Annotated in this window: 17 protein-coding genes; 11 read left to right on the top strand and 6 right to left on the bottom strand. The window is 67.4% G+C overall.

The annotated features are described in order from the left end of the window. The first annotated feature begins 73 nt into the window (after positions 1–73). Complete coding sequence (locus ACAM49_RS16680; RefSeq protein ID WP_369636424.1) at positions 74–454, top strand: hypothetical protein; 381 nt, start codon at positions 74–76, stop codon at positions 452–454. 7 nt (positions 455–461) lie between these two features. Here the strand turns inward: ACAM49_RS16680 and ACAM49_RS16685 are convergent, their stop codons facing one another. Continuing rightward, positions 462–902 carry a nuclear transport factor 2 family protein gene (locus tag ACAM49_RS16685; protein WP_369636425.1) on the bottom strand — a complete coding sequence of 147 codons (441 nt, stop codon included), beginning with the start codon at positions 900–902 and terminating at the stop codon, positions 462–464. Positions 903–998: 96 nt separating this feature from the next. Here ACAM49_RS16685 and ACAM49_RS16690 point away from each other — a divergent pair, with 96 nt between their 5' ends. The 4 genes from ACAM49_RS16690 (at position 999) to ACAM49_RS16705 (ending at position 6,132) form a co-directional block, all read left to right on the top strand. Beyond that, the gene (locus tag ACAM49_RS16690; RefSeq protein WP_369636426.1) at positions 999–2,435 is read left to right on the top strand and encodes a GuaB1 family IMP dehydrogenase-related protein; all 1,437 of its coding nucleotides are present in this window, start codon (positions 999–1,001) and stop codon (positions 2,433–2,435) included. Positions 2,436–2,760: 325 nt separating this feature from the next. After that, positions 2,761–4,131, top strand: coding sequence for a hemolysin family protein (locus tag ACAM49_RS16695; RefSeq protein WP_369636427.1), 1,371 nt, complete (start codon positions 2,761–2,763; stop codon positions 4,129–4,131). Continuing rightward, positions 4,124–5,188, top strand: a complete 1,065-nt coding sequence (locus ACAM49_RS16700; RefSeq protein WP_369636428.1) for a hemolysin family protein — start codon at positions 4,124–4,126, stop codon at positions 5,186–5,188. Before ACAM49_RS16695 ends, ACAM49_RS16700 begins: the two co-directional genes overlap by 8 nt. 44 nt (positions 5,189–5,232) lie before the next feature. Then, entirely contained in the window at positions 5,233–6,132 is a 900-nt protein-coding gene (locus tag ACAM49_RS16705) for a 3-methyladenine DNA glycosylase (RefSeq protein ID WP_369636439.1), read from the top strand. Here ACAM49_RS16705 and ACAM49_RS16710 read toward each other — a convergent pair. Then, entirely contained in the window at positions 6,098–7,603 is a 1,506-nt protein-coding gene (locus ACAM49_RS16710; RefSeq protein ID WP_369636429.1) for a VWA domain-containing protein, read from the bottom strand. The genes ACAM49_RS16705 and ACAM49_RS16710 overlap by 35 nt on opposite strands. Positions 7,604–7,850: 247 nt before the next feature. After that, positions 7,851–8,468: a DUF4232 domain-containing protein gene (locus ACAM49_RS16715; RefSeq protein WP_369636430.1), complete on the bottom strand. Its 618-nt coding sequence runs from the start codon at positions 8,466–8,468 to the stop codon at positions 7,851–7,853. 196 nt (positions 8,469–8,664) lie between these two features. On the opposite strand from ACAM49_RS16715, the gene ACAM49_RS16720 reads away from it, so the two are divergent. The 3 genes from ACAM49_RS16720 (at position 8,665) to ACAM49_RS16730 (ending at position 11,739) form a co-directional block, all read left to right on the top strand. Beyond that, positions 8,665–10,242 carry an LVIVD repeat-containing protein gene (locus ACAM49_RS16720; protein ID WP_369636431.1) on the top strand — a complete coding sequence of 526 codons (1,578 nt, stop codon included), beginning with the start codon at positions 8,665–8,667 and terminating at the stop codon, positions 10,240–10,242. A 104-nt stretch (positions 10,243–10,346) separates the two neighbouring features. After that, on the top strand, positions 10,347–10,922 hold the full coding sequence (locus tag ACAM49_RS16725; RefSeq protein ID WP_369636440.1) for a DUF305 domain-containing protein: 576 nt from the start codon (positions 10,347–10,349) through the stop codon (positions 10,920–10,922). A 91-nt stretch (positions 10,923–11,013) separates the two neighbouring features. Then, positions 11,014–11,739 carry a hypothetical protein gene (locus ACAM49_RS16730; protein ID WP_369636432.1) on the top strand — a complete coding sequence of 242 codons (726 nt, stop codon included), beginning with the start codon at positions 11,014–11,016 and terminating at the stop codon, positions 11,737–11,739. A gap of 81 nt (positions 11,740–11,820) precedes the next feature. Here ACAM49_RS16730 and ACAM49_RS16735 read toward each other — a convergent pair whose 3' ends face one another. From ACAM49_RS16735 to ACAM49_RS16745, 3 genes are all read right to left on the bottom strand, one after another. Then, entirely contained in the window at positions 11,821–13,110 is a 1,290-nt protein-coding gene (locus ACAM49_RS16735; RefSeq protein WP_369636433.1) for an acyl-CoA dehydrogenase family protein, read from the bottom strand. Between the two features lie 2 nt (positions 13,111–13,112). Then, positions 13,113–13,673 (bottom strand): TetR/AcrR family transcriptional regulator, encoded by a 561-nt coding sequence (locus ACAM49_RS16740; RefSeq protein WP_369636441.1) that lies wholly within the window; start codon positions 13,671–13,673, stop codon positions 13,113–13,115. Between the two features lie 77 nt (positions 13,674–13,750). After that, entirely contained in the window at positions 13,751–14,497 is a 747-nt protein-coding gene (locus ACAM49_RS16745) for an SDR family NAD(P)-dependent oxidoreductase (RefSeq protein ID WP_369636434.1), read from the bottom strand. Positions 14,498–14,680: 183 nt separating this feature from the next. On the opposite strand from ACAM49_RS16745, the gene ACAM49_RS16750 reads away from it, so the two are divergent. The 3 genes from ACAM49_RS16750 to ACAM49_RS16760 all read left to right on the top strand — a co-directional run bounded on the left by ACAM49_RS16750 (position 14,681) and on the right by ACAM49_RS16760 (position 18,203). Continuing rightward, positions 14,681–16,864 carry a malate synthase G gene (locus ACAM49_RS16750; protein WP_369636435.1) on the top strand — a complete coding sequence of 728 codons (2,184 nt, stop codon included), beginning with the start codon at positions 14,681–14,683 and terminating at the stop codon, positions 16,862–16,864. A 189-nt stretch (positions 16,865–17,053) separates the two neighbouring features. Then, entirely contained in the window at positions 17,054–17,755 is a 702-nt protein-coding gene (locus ACAM49_RS16755; protein WP_369636436.1) for an SDR family oxidoreductase, read from the top strand. A 25-nt stretch (positions 17,756–17,780) separates the two neighbouring features. After that, the gene (locus ACAM49_RS16760; RefSeq protein ID WP_369636437.1) at positions 17,781–18,203 is read left to right on the top strand and encodes a tautomerase family protein; all 423 of its coding nucleotides are present in this window, start codon (positions 17,781–17,783) and stop codon (positions 18,201–18,203) included. Positions 18,204–18,343: the final 140 nt, after the last annotated feature.

Here is an 18,343-nt window from a genome sequence, read left to right on the forward strand (position 1 = left end):
CGATGGGCATCGCGTCCGCGCCATTCCCTCCGGGGAATCGCGGACGGCCCGCCGACCGGCGAGCATCGACTTCATGATCGAACGAAAGACCCTGCGCTACACCGTGATCGACTCCACCACCGACGGTGGGTCCGTGTTCGCCGATGCCGAAATCCCTTTGGCGGACCGGTCTCTCGCGCCCGGCGTGCCCGCGATGGCGGTCGGCGGCATGCCCTCGGCCGCCGGTGTCTCCTATCTGCGCAGCGTCGGCTTCGACAGCGAGCCGCATCCCGCCCCCGCGCGGCAGTGGGTGGTCATGTTGCGCGGCGCGATCGAGGTGACCACCTCCGACGGTGCGCGGCGGCGCTTCGCACCCGGCGATCTGGTGCTGGCCGCCGACACCGAGGGACGCGGTCACACGACCGTCGCGGTGGGGGAACCGCCGTTCGAGGCGCTGTTCATCCCCACCGCGTGAGCCCTGCTCAGGTCAGGTCGGCGTTGCCGTCGATGACCTTCAACTTGTACTCGAAACGGTTGATGCGCCAGCCCTTCTCGCCGCGCTCCAGCCCGATCACGTAGCTGCCGACGAACCACCGGGTGGTGCCGTTCTGCGCATCGTTCTTCACGTGCACGGCGATGGCGTCCGCGTGCGCCAGCGCGGTGTCGCCGGTGATCTCGATGAGGTGATTGCCCGCCTGGTGGTGCACGGCGTCGAGGCCGCCCAGCCCGGTGGCCCAGTCGTCGACGATGTCGCCGCCGGGCCCCGGCCCGACCGGTCCGCCGAAGCCGCTGTCGAAGTACACCTCGGTGGCGAGCACGGACTCGCGCAGGTCCGACCAGCGCGCCTGGTCGCAGTAGACGAAGAGTTTGGTGATGGTGTCGCCGATGTCCAGTCGATCGGCGAGCGCCGCGAGATCAGTCACGCTGGCGAAGGTAGAGCACACCGTCGGCGGCCGCTCGGCATATTTCTTCCACCCAACGCACCGCGAACTTCCAGCATTCAGCTATCATGGTCCAACGTGCAGTTTCTTCCCGGGCAGACTCCGCCCTATGACCTGACCTACGACGACGTCTTCCTCGTCCCCCGCCGGACGGATGTGGCGTCCCGGTTCGATGTCGATCTCTCCTCCACGGATGGGACCGGCACGACCATTCCGCTCGTGGTCGCCAATATGACAGCCGTCGCCGGCCGCCGCATGGCCGAGACCGTCGCCCGCCGGGGCGGCATCGTGGTGCTGCCGCAGGATCTTCCGATTCCCGCGGCCGCCGACACCATCGCCTTCGTCAAGAGCCGCTCGCTCACGGCCGACACCCCCGTGGTGCTGGATCCCGAGCAGTCGGTCTCCGATGCGCTGGCCCTCATCCACAAGCGCGCCCACGGTGCGGTCATCGTGGTCGAGAACGGTAAGCCGGTCGGCGTGGTGACCGAGGCGTCCTGCTCGGACGTCGACCGCTTCGCGCGCCTGAGCACCGTCGCCGACACCAACTTCGTGTCCGCTCCGGCCGATACCGAGCCCCGCGAGATCTTCGCGCTGCTCGAGGCCAAGCACACCAATATCGCCGTGCTGGTCAACACCGACGGCACCCTCGCGGGCGTGATGACCCGCACCGGCGCCATCCGCACCGGCATCTACACCCCGGCCACCGACGCCAACGGCCAGCTGCGCATCGCCGCGGCCGTCGGCATCAACGGTGACGTCCCGGCCAAGGCCAAGGCCCTGGTCGACGCCGGAGCCGACGTGCTGGTGATGGACACCGCGCACGGACATCAGGAGAAGATGATCGAAGCGCTGCGCACCGTTGCCGCCCTGGATCTGGGTGTGCCGCTGGTCGCGGGCAATGTGGTCGCCGCCGAGGGCGTGCGCGACCTCATCGAGGCGGGCGCGGACATCATCAAGGTCGGTGTGGGCCCCGGCGCCATGTGCACCACCCGCATGATGACCGGTGTCGGCCGCCCGCAGTTCTCGGCGGTGGCCGAATGTGCCGCGGCCGCCAAGGAATTCGGCAAGCACGTGTGGGCCGACGGCGGCGTCCGCCACCCGCGCGACGTGGCCCTGGCCCTCGCGGCCGGCGCGTCCAACGTGATGATCGGCTCCTGGTTCGCGGGCACCTACGAGTCGCCCGGCGACCTGCGCGTCGACCGCGACGGCAACCGCTACAAGGAGTCCTTCGGCATGGCCTCCAAGCGCGCGGTGGCCGCCCGCACCGCCACCGACTCGGCGTTCGACCGGGCCCGCAAGGCGCTGTTCGAGGAGGGCATCTCCTCCTCGCGCATGCGCCTGGATCCCGAGCGCCCCGGTGTCGAGGATCTGATCGACCACATCACCTCCGGTGTGCGCAGCTCCTGCACCTACGCCGGTGCGCGCACGCTCGCGGAGTTCCACGAGCGCGCCACGCTGGGTGTGCAGTCGGCCGCCGGTTTCGCCGAGGGCCGTCCGCTGCCGTCCGGTTGGTGATCACCCGCTAGTACTGCACAGCCGAAACCCGGCGGGTCCGAAGGATCCGCCGGGTTTCGCGTGTGCGGGTCCGCGTTGATTCGGGCTGCTCCGCAATGTGATACGGCCCCGCTGTGCGGAAACCTCGAAACCCGCCCGGTAACATGAGCTGACCGGGCCCAAAAATGGGTACCCGTGGCGTACATCCGCCAAGCAAACCCTGCGAAAGGAACCAGTTGTCACCCGCGTCCAAGGGCGCTTCACAGGAGGGCTCCTCTACCGAGCCGGGTGACAAACCCGGCGTCCCCGCTCTATCGGTAGTGCGAACGGCCAGGTGGTGCTGACCGTGTCGGCTCTGCTCACCGTTCTCAGTCTGCTCGGATTCATCGCCCTGACCGCCGGCACCGCGCTCTTCGTCGCCGCCGAATTCTCGCTCACCGCCCTGGAACGCTCCACCGTGGAGGCGCACGCCCGCGAGGGCGATCGCCGGGCCCGCCAGGTGCGGCACGCGCATCGCACGCTCTCGTTCCAGCTCTCGGGCGCGCAGCTGGGCATCACCATCACCACGCTGATCACCGGTTATATCGCCGAGCCCGTGCTGGCCCGCCTGCTGGAGCCGATGTTCAACGCCTTCGGCGTGAGTGCCGGTACCTCCCATGGCATTTCGCTGGCGCTGGCGCTGATCATCGCGACCTCGCTGTCGATGATCTACGGCGAGTTGGTGCCCAAGAACATCGCCATCGCCGCGCCGCTGGAGGTGGCGCGCTTCACCGCCGGGCCGATGATCGCGTTCTCGACGGTGTTCAAGTGGATGATCAACTTCCTGAACGGGGCCGCCAACTGGGCGGTGCGCCGGGTGGGCATCGAACCGGCGGAGGAGTTGCGCTCGGCGCGCTCGCCGCAGGAATTGGGTTCGCTGGTGCGGACTTCCGCGCTGCACGGCGTGCTGGATCAGCGCACCGCGCAGGTGGTGGATCGCTCGCTGCAGTTCGGTGAGCGCACCGCGGAGGAGCTCATGACCCCGCGCATGACCATCGAAACCCTGGATCAGGACTGCACTCTGGCGGATCTGGTCGACGCCGCGCGCGAGACCGGCTACTCCCGGTTCCCCGTGATCGAGGGCGATCTGGACAACACGCTCGGGTTCGTGCACGTCAAGCAGGTGTTCGTGTATCCGGCGAAGGATCGCCGCAATATCAAGCTGAAGACCATCGCCAAGCCGGTGCCGGTGGTGCCGGCCAGCCTCGACGGTGACGAGGTCCTCGATCGGGTGCGCCGCGACGGCATGCAGGTGGCGCTGGTGGTCGACGAATACGGCGGCACCGCGGGCATCGTCACCATGGAGGATCTGATCGAGGAGATCCTCGGCGATGTGCGCGACGAGCACGACGAGGAGGAACTCGATGTGCGCCGCACCCCGACCGGCTGGAACTGCTCGGGCCTGCTGCGCATCGACGAGGTGTCCCGCGCCACCGGATACGACGCGCCCGAGGGAGAATACGAAACCCTGGGCGGTCTGGTGCTGACCCGGCTGGGCCGGATCCCGGTGGCTGGCGACGAGGTCGTGCTGCCGCAACCGGCGAATCTGCTCGATCCGGAGACCACCGGCGGCTGGATCGCCACGGTCGAGCGCATGGACGGCCGTCGCATCGACCGCGTCCTGATCCGCCCGGTCGACGCCGAGGCCCTCGCGAACTGGGAGCACAGCCATGGGTGACCTGTACGCGGTCCTGCTGACCTTCCTGCTGCTGCTGGGCAACGCGTTCTTCGTCGGCGCGGAGTTCGCGCTCATCTCCGCGCGCCGCGACCGGCTGGAAGCGCTTGCGGCACAGGGCAAGCGCAGCGCCAACACGGTGATCGAGGCGGGCCAGAATCTGTCGATGATGCTGGCGGCCGCGCAGCTGGGCATCACCATCTGCTCGATCCTGCTGGGCCGGGTGGGTGAGCCCGCGGTGGCGCATCTGCTGGAGCGGCCGTTCGATCTGCTCGGCGTGCCGGAGTCGCTGCTGCATCCGATCTCGTTCGCGCTGGCGCTGACCATCGTGGTGATCCTGCACATCCTGCTGGGCGAGATGATCCCGAAGAACATCGCGCTGGCCGGGCCGGAACGCTCCGCGCTGCTGCTGGTTCCGCTGCATCTGATGTGGCTGCGGCTGGCCAAGCCGTTGATCGCGGTCTACAACTTCGCGGCCAATCTGACCTTGCGCGCCTTGCGGATCGAGCCGAAGGACGAGCTGGATTCCACGGTGTCCTCGGTGGAGCTGGCGGAGATGTTCGGCGAATCCCGTTCGGAGGGACTGCTGGACGAGGAGGAGCATCGCCGCCTCACCCAGGCGCTGGGCACCAGCGACCGCATTGTCGCCGATGTGATGGTGCCGCTGGCGCGGACCCGCTCGGTGCCGCTGCGCGGGGACGGGACCACCCTGGGCGATATCGAATCCGCCGTCGCCGAAACGGGATTCTCCCGCTACCCGGTGCGCGCCGCCGACGGCTCGCTGGTCGGCTACCTGCACGTCAAGGACGTGCTGGACCTGACCGCGGACGATGACGCGGGCCCCGGCACGCCGATCCCCCGCACCGATATCCGCCCGCTGCCCACCCTGTCCATGGGCACCACGTTGTACGAGGCGCTGGCTCGCCTGCGCCGGACCAATTCCCATCTGGGCCGCGTGGTCGACAGTCGCGGCAATACGGTCGGCATCGTGGCCCTGGAAGATCTGGTGGAGGAGTTCGTGGGCACCGTCCGCGACGCCACCCACCGCCTCGCCGAATGATGAACGTGCGCAACGCTGTTTCCGTACTACCCGGACCCGAATGGCTGTCCGGCCCCGACTGGCGGGGCCGGGCGGCCGCCCACCGCGATCGGGTCGAGGCCCTGGTCGGACCGTATCTGGAACGGCGGGCGGCGGGTTCGAAGCATCCGGTGATCGACTTCCTGTTCACCTATTACGGCCACAAGCCCGCGCAGCTCAAGCGCTGGCACCCCGGGTTCGGCGCGATCCTGGCCGAGGCTCCGGAGTACACGGAATTCCGTGGCTACCACCGGATCTCCGCCGAGGCTCCGGACGGCGGGCTGTACACCGGCTGGACCGCCGACCCTGAGTTCCTCGAAAAGCGCCGCGATACCGTCGAATTCGTCGCCCGGTTGCTGGCGGCCACCGCCACGCGCCCGGCGCAGCTGTCCTGCTTCGGGCTGCACGAGTGGGCCATGGTCTATCGCACCGACGATGTCCGCCATCAGCAGGTCCCGCTGCGGCTGGGGTCCGCCGGCACGGATGCGGTGGTCGAATCGATGCAATTGCGCTGCACCCATTTCGATGCCTTCCGCTTCTTCACCCCCGAAGCGGTGCCGCTCAATATCGAACCGCTCACCCGTGAGCTCCAGGTCGACCGCGAACAACCCGGCTGCCTGCACGCCAACATGGACATCTACAAGTGGGGCTTCAAACTGACCCCGTTGATCGGTTCCGACCTGCTGTTCGATGCGTTCGAACTGGCCTGTGCGGCCCGCGAACTCGACATGAAGGCCAGCCCCTACGACCTGCTCGAGTTCGGCTACGAACCGATCCGCATCGAAACCCCCTCCGGCCGGGCCGAATACGTCCGGGCGCAGGCGGACATCGCCGCCCGTGCCGAGACCTTGCGAACCCGCCTGCTGACCGCCTGCCGAGACCTGCTCGCCGTCAGCGCAGGATCCCCGCACGAGCGGCGGCCGTGATCCAGAACGGGAACTCCGCCAGCAGGCGATCGTAGAGCTCCGCATCGCTGATCTTGTCGATATCGTCCACGGCGAAGAATCCGACATTGTCGACGCGGCGACCGCCCATGGTGTCGAGCTGCTCGAGCACGCCGTAGCCACCCCGCTGACCCAATCCGATGAACTGCCAGAAGATGGGTTCCTCCACGGCCGCACGCAATTCGCGTTCGATCTCCCGGTTCTTGTGCACCCCGCCGTCGGAGAAGAACAGCACCAGCGTCGGCATGGGCAGCGGCTCCCATCGCACGTAATCACGCACCTGCGCAATGGCTTTCGGCTCATCGTTGGCGAAACCGATGGCGCGCATATCCACCTGCCCGGGATGCAGCTGCGGCGGCCGTCTCCGCCCGAAGATCCCCATCTCCCCCACCCGCACATGCAATTCCAGCCACTGCGGCAGCTCCCCGATATTCAGATCGGGCAGCCGCGCCGCCTCCGTGGCGAAGGTCCACGCCTGCATGCTCCCGTTGTCATCGAGCTGCGCGGCCACCGCCGCCATCCGCTCCACCACCCGATGCACCACCCGCTTCTTGTACAGCTGTGTCATCGACCCCGAAGCATCCAGCACCAGCACCACTCGCGCGGTCAGCCCCTGCATCCCCCGCTTGGCCAAATTGACCGCAACCTGCTCCTTCCGCAGCGACAACCGCTTCCGCATATCGATCGGCAACCGCTCCTCCCCCTTGGTCATCCGAATCCCGGGACCACCGGGCGACGGAGGCGCGGGGTGCACGGCGGGCGGCGGAGGCGCGAACTGCCCTGCGGGCGGCGGCGGATACTGCCCCGCAGGCGCGGGCGGTGGGAATTGCCCTTGGGGCGCGGACGGCGGGAACTGGCCCACAGGTGGAGGCGGCGCGAACTGGCCGGGCGGCATGTGGGGAGTGGGCTGAGGCGCGGTCGGAATCGGCTGTGGCGGTGCCTCGTCGACGGTGATCCCGAAATCCGTTGCCAGCCCCGCCAATCCGCTGGACCACCCCTGGCCTACCGCGCGGAACTTCCACGAACCCGCCCGCCGATAAAGCTCCCCGCACAACATGGCGGTCTCCGGCCCGGCGGCAATATCGAACCGAGCGATCTCGAATCCCCCGGCAGCGTCGAGCACCCGCAGATGCAGCCCGGGCACCTGCCCGAAGGTCCCGCCATCCGCGGACGCGCACAATGCGATCCGCTCGATATCCGCCTCCACCCCAGCCAGATTCACCTCGAGCGCATCGGCGGTACCCTGCTTCCCCGGATACTGCACCGCCCCGCTGATATGCCGCGGTTGGTTGTAGAACACGAAATCCGCATCACTGCGCACCTTTCCGGATGCGGTCAGCAGCAGCGCCGACGCATCGATATCGGGCACTCCGGGCCCACCCGACCAGCCCACCACCGCACGAACAGCGGAAGCGGTCACCGGCACATTGGCGCCTTTGCTGAGGTTCGTCACCACATCAGTCTGACGCAGACCGTGCGTCGAGGTACCGGTTAGGCGACGACCCTGCCGCCACACATGGATCAGATCTCATCCTGTCCCTGTCCCGCAACGGATCTGGCGATCGCCGCCGCGACATCTCGCCCGTGCTGCCGGAGGCATATGAGTGCGGGCTCAACTGGCCGTGGCGGCGGACGGCGTCGAGGCTGCGCTGAAGCCCTGTCCGTCCGGACGCCCGTAAGCGGGGGCGATGGCCGCGCGGCTACTCGGTGACCGGGTGGATCTTCAGGTTGCAGGCGGTCAGGGACGTGTCGATGACGCGGGTGTCGGTGGAGTTCGGTGGGGTCACTTCGACTTTCGCGATCTTGGGGTCGGGTTTGTCGAGGACGCCGCAGGCTACGGATTCGGCGATGGCGCGGGCGGGGTGGCCGGATTTGACTACGACTGTGGGTGGCTTGTCATTGTCCGAGGGGAGTCCGCCGATGTAGCCGCGGGGCGTGCGTTCGGCGTGGATGACCTCGCCGGTATCGGTGATCTCGTCCATGCCGGGGTAGCCGGTGAGGGTGCATGCCTGGGTGGGGTTGGCGATGGAGAAGACCAGGGTCAGTCCGTAGTGGCTGGTGGCCGCGCCCATGCTCTGCGCGGTGACGTCGACCGCTCCCGAGGCACAAGCGGCGAGCGGGGTATCAGTGGGTGTCGTCGGCTGGGGCGCGGGCGAGGTCGGCGATCCGGTGTCGTCGCCGATGTTCCCGCCCGTGAACGCTCCGGTCGTGGTCGTCGGCGCACCGGGTTGCGCGGGACCGGTCGAGGTCGAGCTGTCGCATCCGCCCGCCATCGCGACCGCGCAGGCGAGGAGGGTCGCGAATCCCGTTCTCCGCATTGCTCACCCATCCCTTCGAGGTGCCGACCTCTCAGGTCTACTCCCCCAACGGTGTCACAGACAATCTTTGTCTCCACCCCTACCGGCCGGTCAGTTTATGGGTTAGCGTTTCGAGACGTAACCGTGACCACAGCGGCCAACCTGATGTGCGGCAGCTCACGGGGCTTGTGCTGGAAACGAAGACGGGGGTACCGCGATGAGGCGGTTCACGCGCATGCGCCGATCCAAGTCGGCGTCGGTGCTGGCGGTGACGCTGTTGGGGGCGGCCGTGCTGCCGATGCACGGTGCGTCGGCGGATCTGCAGGACGATCTCGCGAATCAGGTGCAGCAATTCCTGGATGTCGGGCGGACCTCGGTGCCGCGCGCGGACTGCGGCGCGGACGCGTTGCCGGAAAACGGTATGCAGGGCGATGTTCCGGCCGACGACCGCAACAGCGGGCGCAGCACGCTGGGGTATCGGTGCAATCTGTCGTTCGTCGGCGGGTATGTCGGCAAGGGCGCGGGCATCACCTCGACGACCTATGACCACTGCTCGTACACGGGATCGTTGTTCCCGGGCAACATCCTCGGGCCCTCGCAGGGCGTGCAGGTGCTCGATGTCTCCGATCCGGCGAATCCGGTGGTGACCGGGAGCCTCACCGAGCCCGCCATGTTGGCCGGGACCTGGGAGTCGCTCAAGGTCAATGCGGAGCGGAAACTGCTGGTGGGCACCGGTGTTCCGATCGGTGAGGGTGCGGGGTACCTGTCGGTCTACGACATTTCCGACTGCGCGCATCCGCGGCTGCTGAACCCGGGTGCGGGCACGAATCTGCTGATGCCGCTGCCGATCACGACGCACGAGGGCGGCTTCTCGCCGGACGGGCGGACCTACTGGGCCTCGGGTATCGCACCCGGTTTCGTCAGCGCCGTCGACCTCACCGATCCGGCGAATCCCCACGTGATCTGGCAGGGCCTCACCGGAATCGAGGCGCACGGCTTCGGGATCAGCCCGGACGGCAATCGCATGTACCTGTCCGCACTGGCCGGATTCACCGTGCTGGACATCAGCGCCGTGCAGCGCCGCGATCCGAACCCGCAAGTCGCCCATCTGGGCCGGGTCTTCTGGACCGACGGCTGGGCGACCCAGCACAGCATCCCGGTCACCTATGACGGCAAGCCGTACCTGTTCACCGTGGACGAGGGCGGCGCGGGCGGGGTGAAGCTCATCGACATCTCCGACGAGACGAATCCGTTCGTAGCGACCAAGATCAAGCTGGAGATCAACCTGCCGGAGAACCAGGATTCGGCGATGGCCTCGGCCATGGGCGGATCGGTGTTCTCCTACGACGCGCACTACTGCGCCGCGGACCGCCCGACCAACCCGACCGCGCTGGCCTGCGCCTGGGAGGAATCCGGCATCCGCGTCTTCGACGTGCGGGATCCGTTCCACGCCAAGGAGATCGGCTACTTCAACCCGCCGGCGCGCAAGGGCCGCAATCTGGAGTTGTGGAACTCCCCGCACGCGCTGGCCTCGATCATCGGCGTCCCCGGCATGGAGTTCCCGTCGGCGGCCCGGGCCATCTTGGAGGGCAAGTTCGATCCGAGCCAGGCGCTCTCGGCGCGGACCGGCATGGTGACCTTCGGCGACCTGTCCAGCGACTGGTGCTTCTCGCCGCCGGAGTGGCACGGCAGCCAGCTGTGGGCGACGTGTAATGACAACGGCTTCATGGTGTTGCAGCTCGCCGACGACGTGTACACGCCGCCCGCCGATCAGCAGTCCGTGGTCGGCTCGTGACGGAACACGCTGAACCCAAGGGCACAACGACTGTCCGCCTGGGTGATCGGGTCCGGCGGCCACTGGTGGCCGTCGTGCTCGCCCTCGCGCTGATCGCGGCCGGGATGCTGCTGCGCCCGGTCGTGTTCTCCGAGAACAGTTCCGCGACGCCGGTGCTCAGCCAGGTCGAGATCGGCTTCGCCCAGGACATGTCGTCTCACCACGAGCAGGCGCTGATCATGGTGCAGCGCTTGGATTCCGGCGTCGATCCGACCGTGCGGCAGCTGGCCCAGCAGATCGGCGACACCCAGCGCATGGAGATCGGCACCACGCTCGGCTGGCTGCGCCTGGCCAATGCCTTACCCGATTCCAAGCATCCGATGGCGTGGATGAACACCGATGCCGCGCACGACCATTCGATGACCATGACCAGCACCAATGGGACGGCGATGCCGGGCATGGCCACCCAGGCCGAACTCGACTCCCTGGCCGTCGCGAAGGGCAAGGACGCCGAGGTCCTGTTCCTGCAGCTCATGCTGCGTCACCACCGCGGCGGCGTGGCCATGGCGAAGGCGGCCGATCAGCTCATCGCCTCGGGCCCGGTGAAGGAATCCGCGCGCGGCATGATCACCGCCCAGTCCCAGGAGGCGGGACTGATGACCATCATGCTGGCCCAGCGCGGAGCGCAACCCCTGTCTTGAGGTGCGAAATCTCACGAGACCACGGGTACGGCCGCTGGGTATCGTCGATCGTGTAGATCGGCCGCCAGGCCGGGAAAGGTTGACCTTCACCATGACCCAGGCGGAAGCGCTCACCCTCCCCGAACACATCCACGGCTACCCGGACATCGTGTTCGGCGGCTACATCGCGGGCCTACTCGCGCCGCACGCCGACGCCGAGACCGTGCGCGTCGACTTCCGCAGCCCGGTCATGGTGGGCACCCCGTTCCAGCTGTCGCGACCCGAATCCGGCCGCGCCGCCTTCACCTCCCTCGACGACACCGTGCTGGTCGAGGCGAGCACCGCCACACTCACGATCGACCCGATCCCCACCCCGTCCTGGTCCGAGGCGAAAGAAGCGGTCGAAACGCGGCTGTCGTACCCGGGTCGCACTATCACCGACTGCTACGGCTGCGGCGAGGCGTGCGAGCCGGGCCGGGGCTTGCGACTGTTCCCCTGGCGGATTCCCGGCCGTGAGGTGATGGCGGCCGCCTGGACCCCCGACACCGCCCTCGCCGACGAGAACGGCGAACTCCCACCGGAAATCGTCTGGGCCGCCCTCGACTGCCCCGGCGGCCTGGCCGGATTCATCTTCTCCGGCATGGGCCGCGGCACCTTCACCGCCGCCCTCACCGCCACCCAAACGGCCCCCATCCTGGCCGGAGCCGACTACATCTCCCACGCCTGGGTCCTGCACCGCGACGGCCGCAAACACACTGTCGGCGTGGCCCTTTCGACCCCGGACGGCGCCCTGTGCGCCCTCGCCGAGGCCCTCTGGATCGAACCCAAAACCCTCTAACCGTCGAGCGGCACATCCTGGAGGGGATTTGCCTGGATAGTCCGCAATTCGCCTCCAGAATGTGCCGCTCGACGGAAACGGTTAGAGGTTGGCGATGGTGTGTTCGAGGCGGGTGGCTACCAATTCGCGGGCCTTCTCGCGCAGGGCCGGGCGATAACCGCTGGGGTACACCGGATCCGCCGGGGCGTAGGTCTTGAGGACCTCCTTGGCGAGGGTGATCGTGTGGACCTCGGTCGGTCCGTCGGCGATGGCCATGATCTGCGCGTAGGTCATCATGTCGGTGAACGGGAGGTCGGTGCTCACACCGAGAGCACCGTGCAGATGCATTGCGCGCTGGGCGATGTCGTGCATGACCTTCGGCATGGCGACCTTGATGGCGGCGATGTCGTGGCGGACCTTGCGGTAGTCCTGTTCCTTGTCGATGCGCCACGCGGTGCGTAGCACCAGGAGTCGGAACTGTTCCATTTCGATCCAGGATTCGGCGATCTTCTCCTGGGTCAGTTGCTTGCCGCCGAGGACGCCCTTGCCCATCGGGCGGGAGACGGCGCGCTCGCACATCATGTCGAAGGCCTTGCGCACCAGGGCGACCGTGCGCATGGCGTGGTGGACGCGGCCGCCGCCGAGGCGGGTCTGGGCGACGATGAAGCCGAGGCCCTCCGCGCCGAGGAGCGAATCGGCGGGAATGCGGACGTTCGAGAAACGCAGGTGGCCTTCGTGTTCGCTGAAGCCGGGGACGGTGAAGTTCTTCACGACCTCGACGCCGGGTGTGTCCGCGGGCACGATGAACATGGAAAGCCGCTGGTGCGGCGGCGCGTCCGGGTCGGTGACGGCCATGACGATATGGAAGGTCGCGAATTCGGCGGCGGAGTTGAACCACTTCTCGCCGTTGATGACCCACTCGTCGCCGTCGCGGACCGCCCGAGTCTGGAAGGACGTCGGATCCGAGCCGCCGGTGGGCTCGGTCATGACGTAGCAGGAGCCGATCTCACCGTCGAGCAACGGCTGCAGGTACCTCGCCTTCTGCTCGGGAGTCCCGAAGTGCGCGAGGATCTCCGCATTGCCGGAATCCGGTGCCTGACAGCCGAATACCAGCGGAGCCCACATCGAGGTGCCGAGCACCTCGTTGAGCAGCGCCAGCTTCAGCTGTCCGTAGCCGGGGCCGCCGAGTTCGGGTCCCAGGTGGCAGGCCCACAGCTCCTGCTCTTTCACCTTCTCCTGCAGCGGCTTCATGAGCGCGCGGATCTCCGGATTGGTGCGGTCGTACGGGTTGGGGTAGATCAGGTCCAGGGGTTCCACCTCGGTCCTGACGAACTCCGCGACCCAGTCCAGCTTCTTCTGATACTCCGGGTCCGTCTCGAAATCCCAAGCCATGATCAGCCTTTCGTGCTCTTGCGCGGTTGGATGAGTCCGTCCAGGACGGTGGTGCAGAGAATGGCCGCGATCTCGTCGGGGGTGTGCTGCCCGTCGGCGCGGTACCAGAAGGTCACCGAATTGAGCATGCCCAGCACGCTGTTGGTGACCACGTGGTCGGCGGTGCGCAGCACGCCCGAGGCCTTGCCCGCGTCGATGACGCTCTGCCACAGGGCCTGGATGCGGTCGCGCAGCTCCTGCAGTTCGCGCGCCCGCTCGCCGCTGAGCGCGGTGACGTCCCGCAGCTGGATCGCGACGGCGCGGCGGTTCTCGATGATGAGCCGCACATGCGAGTGGATCAGCTTGCGCAGCTTGGTGACCGGATAGTCCGAGCCGCGCGCGATGAGTTCGGCCTCGGCCAGCATGAGCCGGGTGTACTCGGCGAGGATCTCCCACAGCAGTTCTTCTTTGGACCCGATGTGGTAGTACAGCGCGCCGCGCTGCACATCGGCCCGGTCCCCGATCTCGGCGACACCGGTGCCGTGGAATCCCTTCTCGGAGAACAGCTCCAGCGCGGCGGCCATAATCCGCTCCCGGGTCTCCCCCGGCCCGGAGGCCGAGGCGGGCGGGCGGCCACGCCGGCGGGCGGGGACGGCGGCGGTCACCGGATCCCGCCGTCCAGGGCGAGCGTCGAGCCGGTGCAGTAGGCCGAGGCGTCCGAGGCGAAGAACAGTGCGGCCCCGACGATATCGGCAGGCGCGCCGATGCGGCCGAGCGCGGTGTGGCGGGCCAGCTCTTCGGCCAGCCCCGCGGGCCATGCCTTGGCGATATCGGTGCCGAAGGCCCCGCAGCGAATCGTGTTCACCCGCACGGCAGGTCCGTAGGTCTGAGCGAAACCCATGGTCAGCGCCTCGAGTCCGGCCTTCGCGGCGGCATAGGGCACCGCCGTCGGCTCCGGATGCACGGCTTCGATCGAAGATATATTTACGATCGATCCCCCGCCCGCCGCGGCCATCCGCGACCCGAACAGGGCCGAGAGCCGGAACGGCCCCTTCAGATTGGTGGCGATCACCTTGTCGAACATGGCCTCGGAAACCTGGTCCAAGCTGGGATAGAGCAGCGACATCCCGGCATTGTTGACGAGCACGTCCACCGCGCCGAACTCGCCGTAAGCCGCCTCGACGAGCGCCTCGCACTGCGCCCAGTCCCCCACGTTGCAGGCCACCGGCAGCGCCCGTCGCCCGGTCTTGGCACGCACGTCAGAGGCTAATTCCTCACACGCGTCGAGCTTGCGGCTGGCGATGACCACATCCGAGCCCGCCTCGGCGAGCGCCAGGACTATCTCCCGGCCGAGCCCGCGACTGCCGCCCGTTACCACAGAGACCTTGCCGGACAAGGGATTTCCCATGAATCGCACCTTCGCGACGAGCCGCCGAAAAATGTTCCAACCAGTACATTAAATGTACCGATCGATACAATCAAGACCCATCGTGCGAGGCCTCAACCCCGAGGCCGTGAAATACCGCCCGGTAACCGCGAGTAATATGACGCGCGTACTTTTTCCACCCGGCTTCTCGAAATGAGGCAGTAGATGACAGAGCGGATTCAGGTCGGCGGGCTGCAGGTTGCCAAGGTGCTCCACGATTTTGTGGAGAACGAGGCCCTCCCCGGCACCGGTGTTGATTCCGCCGCGTTCTGGTCGGGTGCCGAGGCCGTCATCAACGACCTCGCCCCTCGCAACCGAGCTCTGCTCGCAGAACGCGACGACATCCAAGCCAAGATCGACGAGTGGCACCGCGCGAACCCGGGCGCAGGCTACGACAAGGCTGCCTACAAGCAGTTCCTCACCGAGATCGGCTATCTCCGTCCCGAACCGGCCGATTTCGAAATCGGTACCGAGAACGTGGACGCCGAAATCGCCACCCAGGCGGGACCGCAGCTGGTCGTGCCGGTGATGAACGCCCGCTTCGCCATCAATGCCGCGAACGCGCGCTGGGGTTCGCTCTACGACGCGCTGTACGGCACCGATGCCATCTCCGAGGCCAATGGCGCGGAGAAGGGTTCGGGCTACAACAAGGTCCGCGGTGACAAGGTCATCGAGTGGGCCCGCAACTTCCTCGACGACGCGGTGCCGCTGATCACCGGCTCGCACGTCGGCTCCACCAAGTACTCGATCGAGGACGGCGAGCTGGTCGTCGGCCTCGAGGACGGCACCGAGATCGGCCTGGCCGACAACGACGCCCTGGTCGGTTACCTGGGTGATCCGGCCAACCCGACGTCGGTGCTGCTCAAGCACAACGGCCTGCACATCGAGATCCAGATCGACCCGACCTCCCCGATCGGTTCCACCGACACCGCGGGCGTCAAGGACGTGGTGCTGGAGTCCGCGGTCACCACGATCATGGACTTCGAGGACTCGGTCGCGGCCGTGGACGCCGAGGACAAGGTCCTCTGCTACCACAACTGGCTGGGCCTGATGAAGGGCACGCTGGCCGAGAAGGTGACCAAGGTCGGCAAGACCTTCACCCGCACCATGAACCCGGACCGCGTGTACACCGCCCTCGACGGCAGTGAGCTTGTGCTGCACGGCCGTTCGCTGCTGTTCGTGCGCAACGTGGGTCACCTGATGACCTCCGACGCGATCATCGACGCGGCCGGCAACGAGGTTCCCGAGGGCATCATGGACGGCCTGATCACCGTCCTGATCGCCAAGCACGCGCTGAACGGCGACACCGAGCTCAAGAACACCCGCACCGGCTCGATCTACATCGTGAAGCCGAAGATGCACGGCCCGGACGAGGTGGCCTTCACCAACGAGCTGTTCGGCCGCATCGAAGAGGTCGTCGGCCTGCCGGTCAACACCCTCAAGGTCGGCATCATGGACGAGGAGCGCCGCACCACGGTGAACCTGAAGGCGTCCATCTTCGCCGCCAAGGACCGCGTGGTCTTCATCAACACCGGCTTCCTGGACCGCACCGGCGACGAGATCCACACCTCCATGGAGGCCGGGCCGATGGTCCGCAAGGCCGAGATGAAGGCCCAGCAGTGGATCAAGTCCTACGAGGACTGGAACGTCGACACCGGTCTGGCCACCGGCCTGCCCGGCAAGGCGCAGATCGGCAAGGGCATGTGGGCCATGCCGGATCTGATGGCCGAGATGCTGGTCCAGAAGATCGGCCACCCGAAGTCGGGCGCCAACACCGCGTGGGTCCCGTCCCCGACCGCCGCCACCCTGCACGCCACCCACTACCACCAGGTGGACGTGTTCAAGCGGCAGGCCGAGATCGCCAAGGGCGGCCCGCGCGCCACCGTCGACGAGATCCTCGAGATCCCGCTGGCCCCCGACACCAACTGGTCGCCCGAGGAGATCCAGCAGGAGCTGGACAACAACTCCCAGGGCATCCTCGGCTACGTGGTCCGCTGGATCGACCAGGGCGTCGGCTGCTCGAAGGTGCCGGACATCAAGGACATCGGCCTCATGGAGGACCGCGCCACCCTGCGCATCTCCTCCCAGCTGATGGCCAACTGGCTGCGCCACGGCATCGTCTCCGAAGCGGACGTCATCGCCTCCCTCGAGCGCATGGCCCCCGTCGTGGACCGCCAGAACGCCGGCGACGCTTCGTACTTCCCGATGGCCCCGGACTTCAACGCCTCCATCGCCTTCCAGGCGGCAAAGGAACTGGTCCTCGAGGGCACCAAGCAGCCCAACGGCTACACCGAGCCCATCCTCCACCGCCGCCGCCGCGAGGCGAAGGCCTTCAACAAGACGGTCTGACCGAGCTTGGAAACCTCTGAAAAGTAGCTCCTGGCAGCACTTTTCAACCTGAGGCCCCGCCCCGGAAGCACTCCGGGGCGGGGCCTCAGCCATGGTCCGCCCCCACCCAGAACCCTGACCTGGCCATCGACCCGAGAGTCTGACTATAGTTAGATAAAGTTAGACAGGCTGGAACTCAGGGAGGTAGAGATGGTCAGGATCGAGGGCGCTGTCGCGCTTGTCACCGGCGGGCAGCGCGGACTCGGCCGTGCGTTGACGCAGGAGTTGCTGGCGCGGGGTGCGGCGAAGGTCTATGTGACGGCGCGTAAGCCGGAGGCGAGTGCGGATCCGCGCGTGGTGCCGCTGGAGCTGGAGGTCACCGACCCGGATTCCATTGCGGCGATGGCGGAAGTGGCCACCGACGTGGAGATCGTGATCAACAATGCCGGGGTGCTGCGGTCGGCTCCCCTGCTGAAGGCCGAAATGGCCGATGTGGTCGAGACATTCGAGACCAATGTGTTCGGGCCGCTGCGTATCGCGCAGGCGTTCGCGCCGATTCTGGAGGCGAACGGCGGTGGGGCGCTGGTGGATATCCACTCGGTGCTGTCGTGGAGTTCGGGCGCGGGGGCCTACGGGGCGTCGAAGGCGGCGCTGTGGTCGCTGACGAATTCACTGCGCATCGAGCTGGCCGGGCAGGGGACCCAGGTGGTGGGTGTGCACCTCGGTTTCGCGGACACCGACATGGTCAAGGGGATTCAGGCCCAGAAACTCAGCCCGGCGGAGGTCGCCACGGCGCTGGCCGACGGACTCGAGGGCGGGGCCACCGAGGTGCTGGTGGACGAGTTCACCCGGCAGGTCAAGTCGGGCTTGAACGGACCCGTCGAGAACCTCACCCTTCCCTTTCTGCGCTGAGCCTTCGAAACAGGAGTCGATTGTCATGCCGCTGTGGCACATCTACCATCCCGCGAACACCTACACCGCCTCGGACAAGGAGAGTCTGGCCAAGGAGATTACCGCGTACTACGCGCGGTTCGGCCTCCCGGAGTTCTACGCGGTGGTGCTCTATCACGAGATTCCGGCGGATTCGTTCTATGTGGGAGGGCGGGCCACCGACGCTTCGGTGCGGATCACCGTGGACCATCTGGCTCGCACGCTCGAGGATCCGGAAATGCGCAAGCGGATGACGCAGGGGCTGGACGCGATGCTCGCGCCGTACACGCACGACCGCGGGCTGCATCTGGAATTCAATGTGACCGAAGTGCCACGCGACACCTGGATGATCGCAGGACTGTTCCCACCACCGATCGGTAGTGCGGCCGAACACGCCTGGGCCAAGGAGAATCGGGCAATCCCCTACTGACCCGCCCAGGCGGCACCTTCGATGGCCCGGCCCGATCCTTCGAGGAGGTCTGCGACGTCGCCGGGGTTGGCGAGTGTGGCGCGGTGCAGGATCAGGTCGCGGCCCGCGAGGAGAGCTTGGCGGGTGGCGGGGGTTGGGTC

This window comes from Nocardia sp. JMUB6875, assembly GCF_041154655.1.
Classification (GTDB): domain Bacteria; phylum Actinomycetota; class Actinomycetes; order Mycobacteriales; family Mycobacteriaceae; genus Nocardia.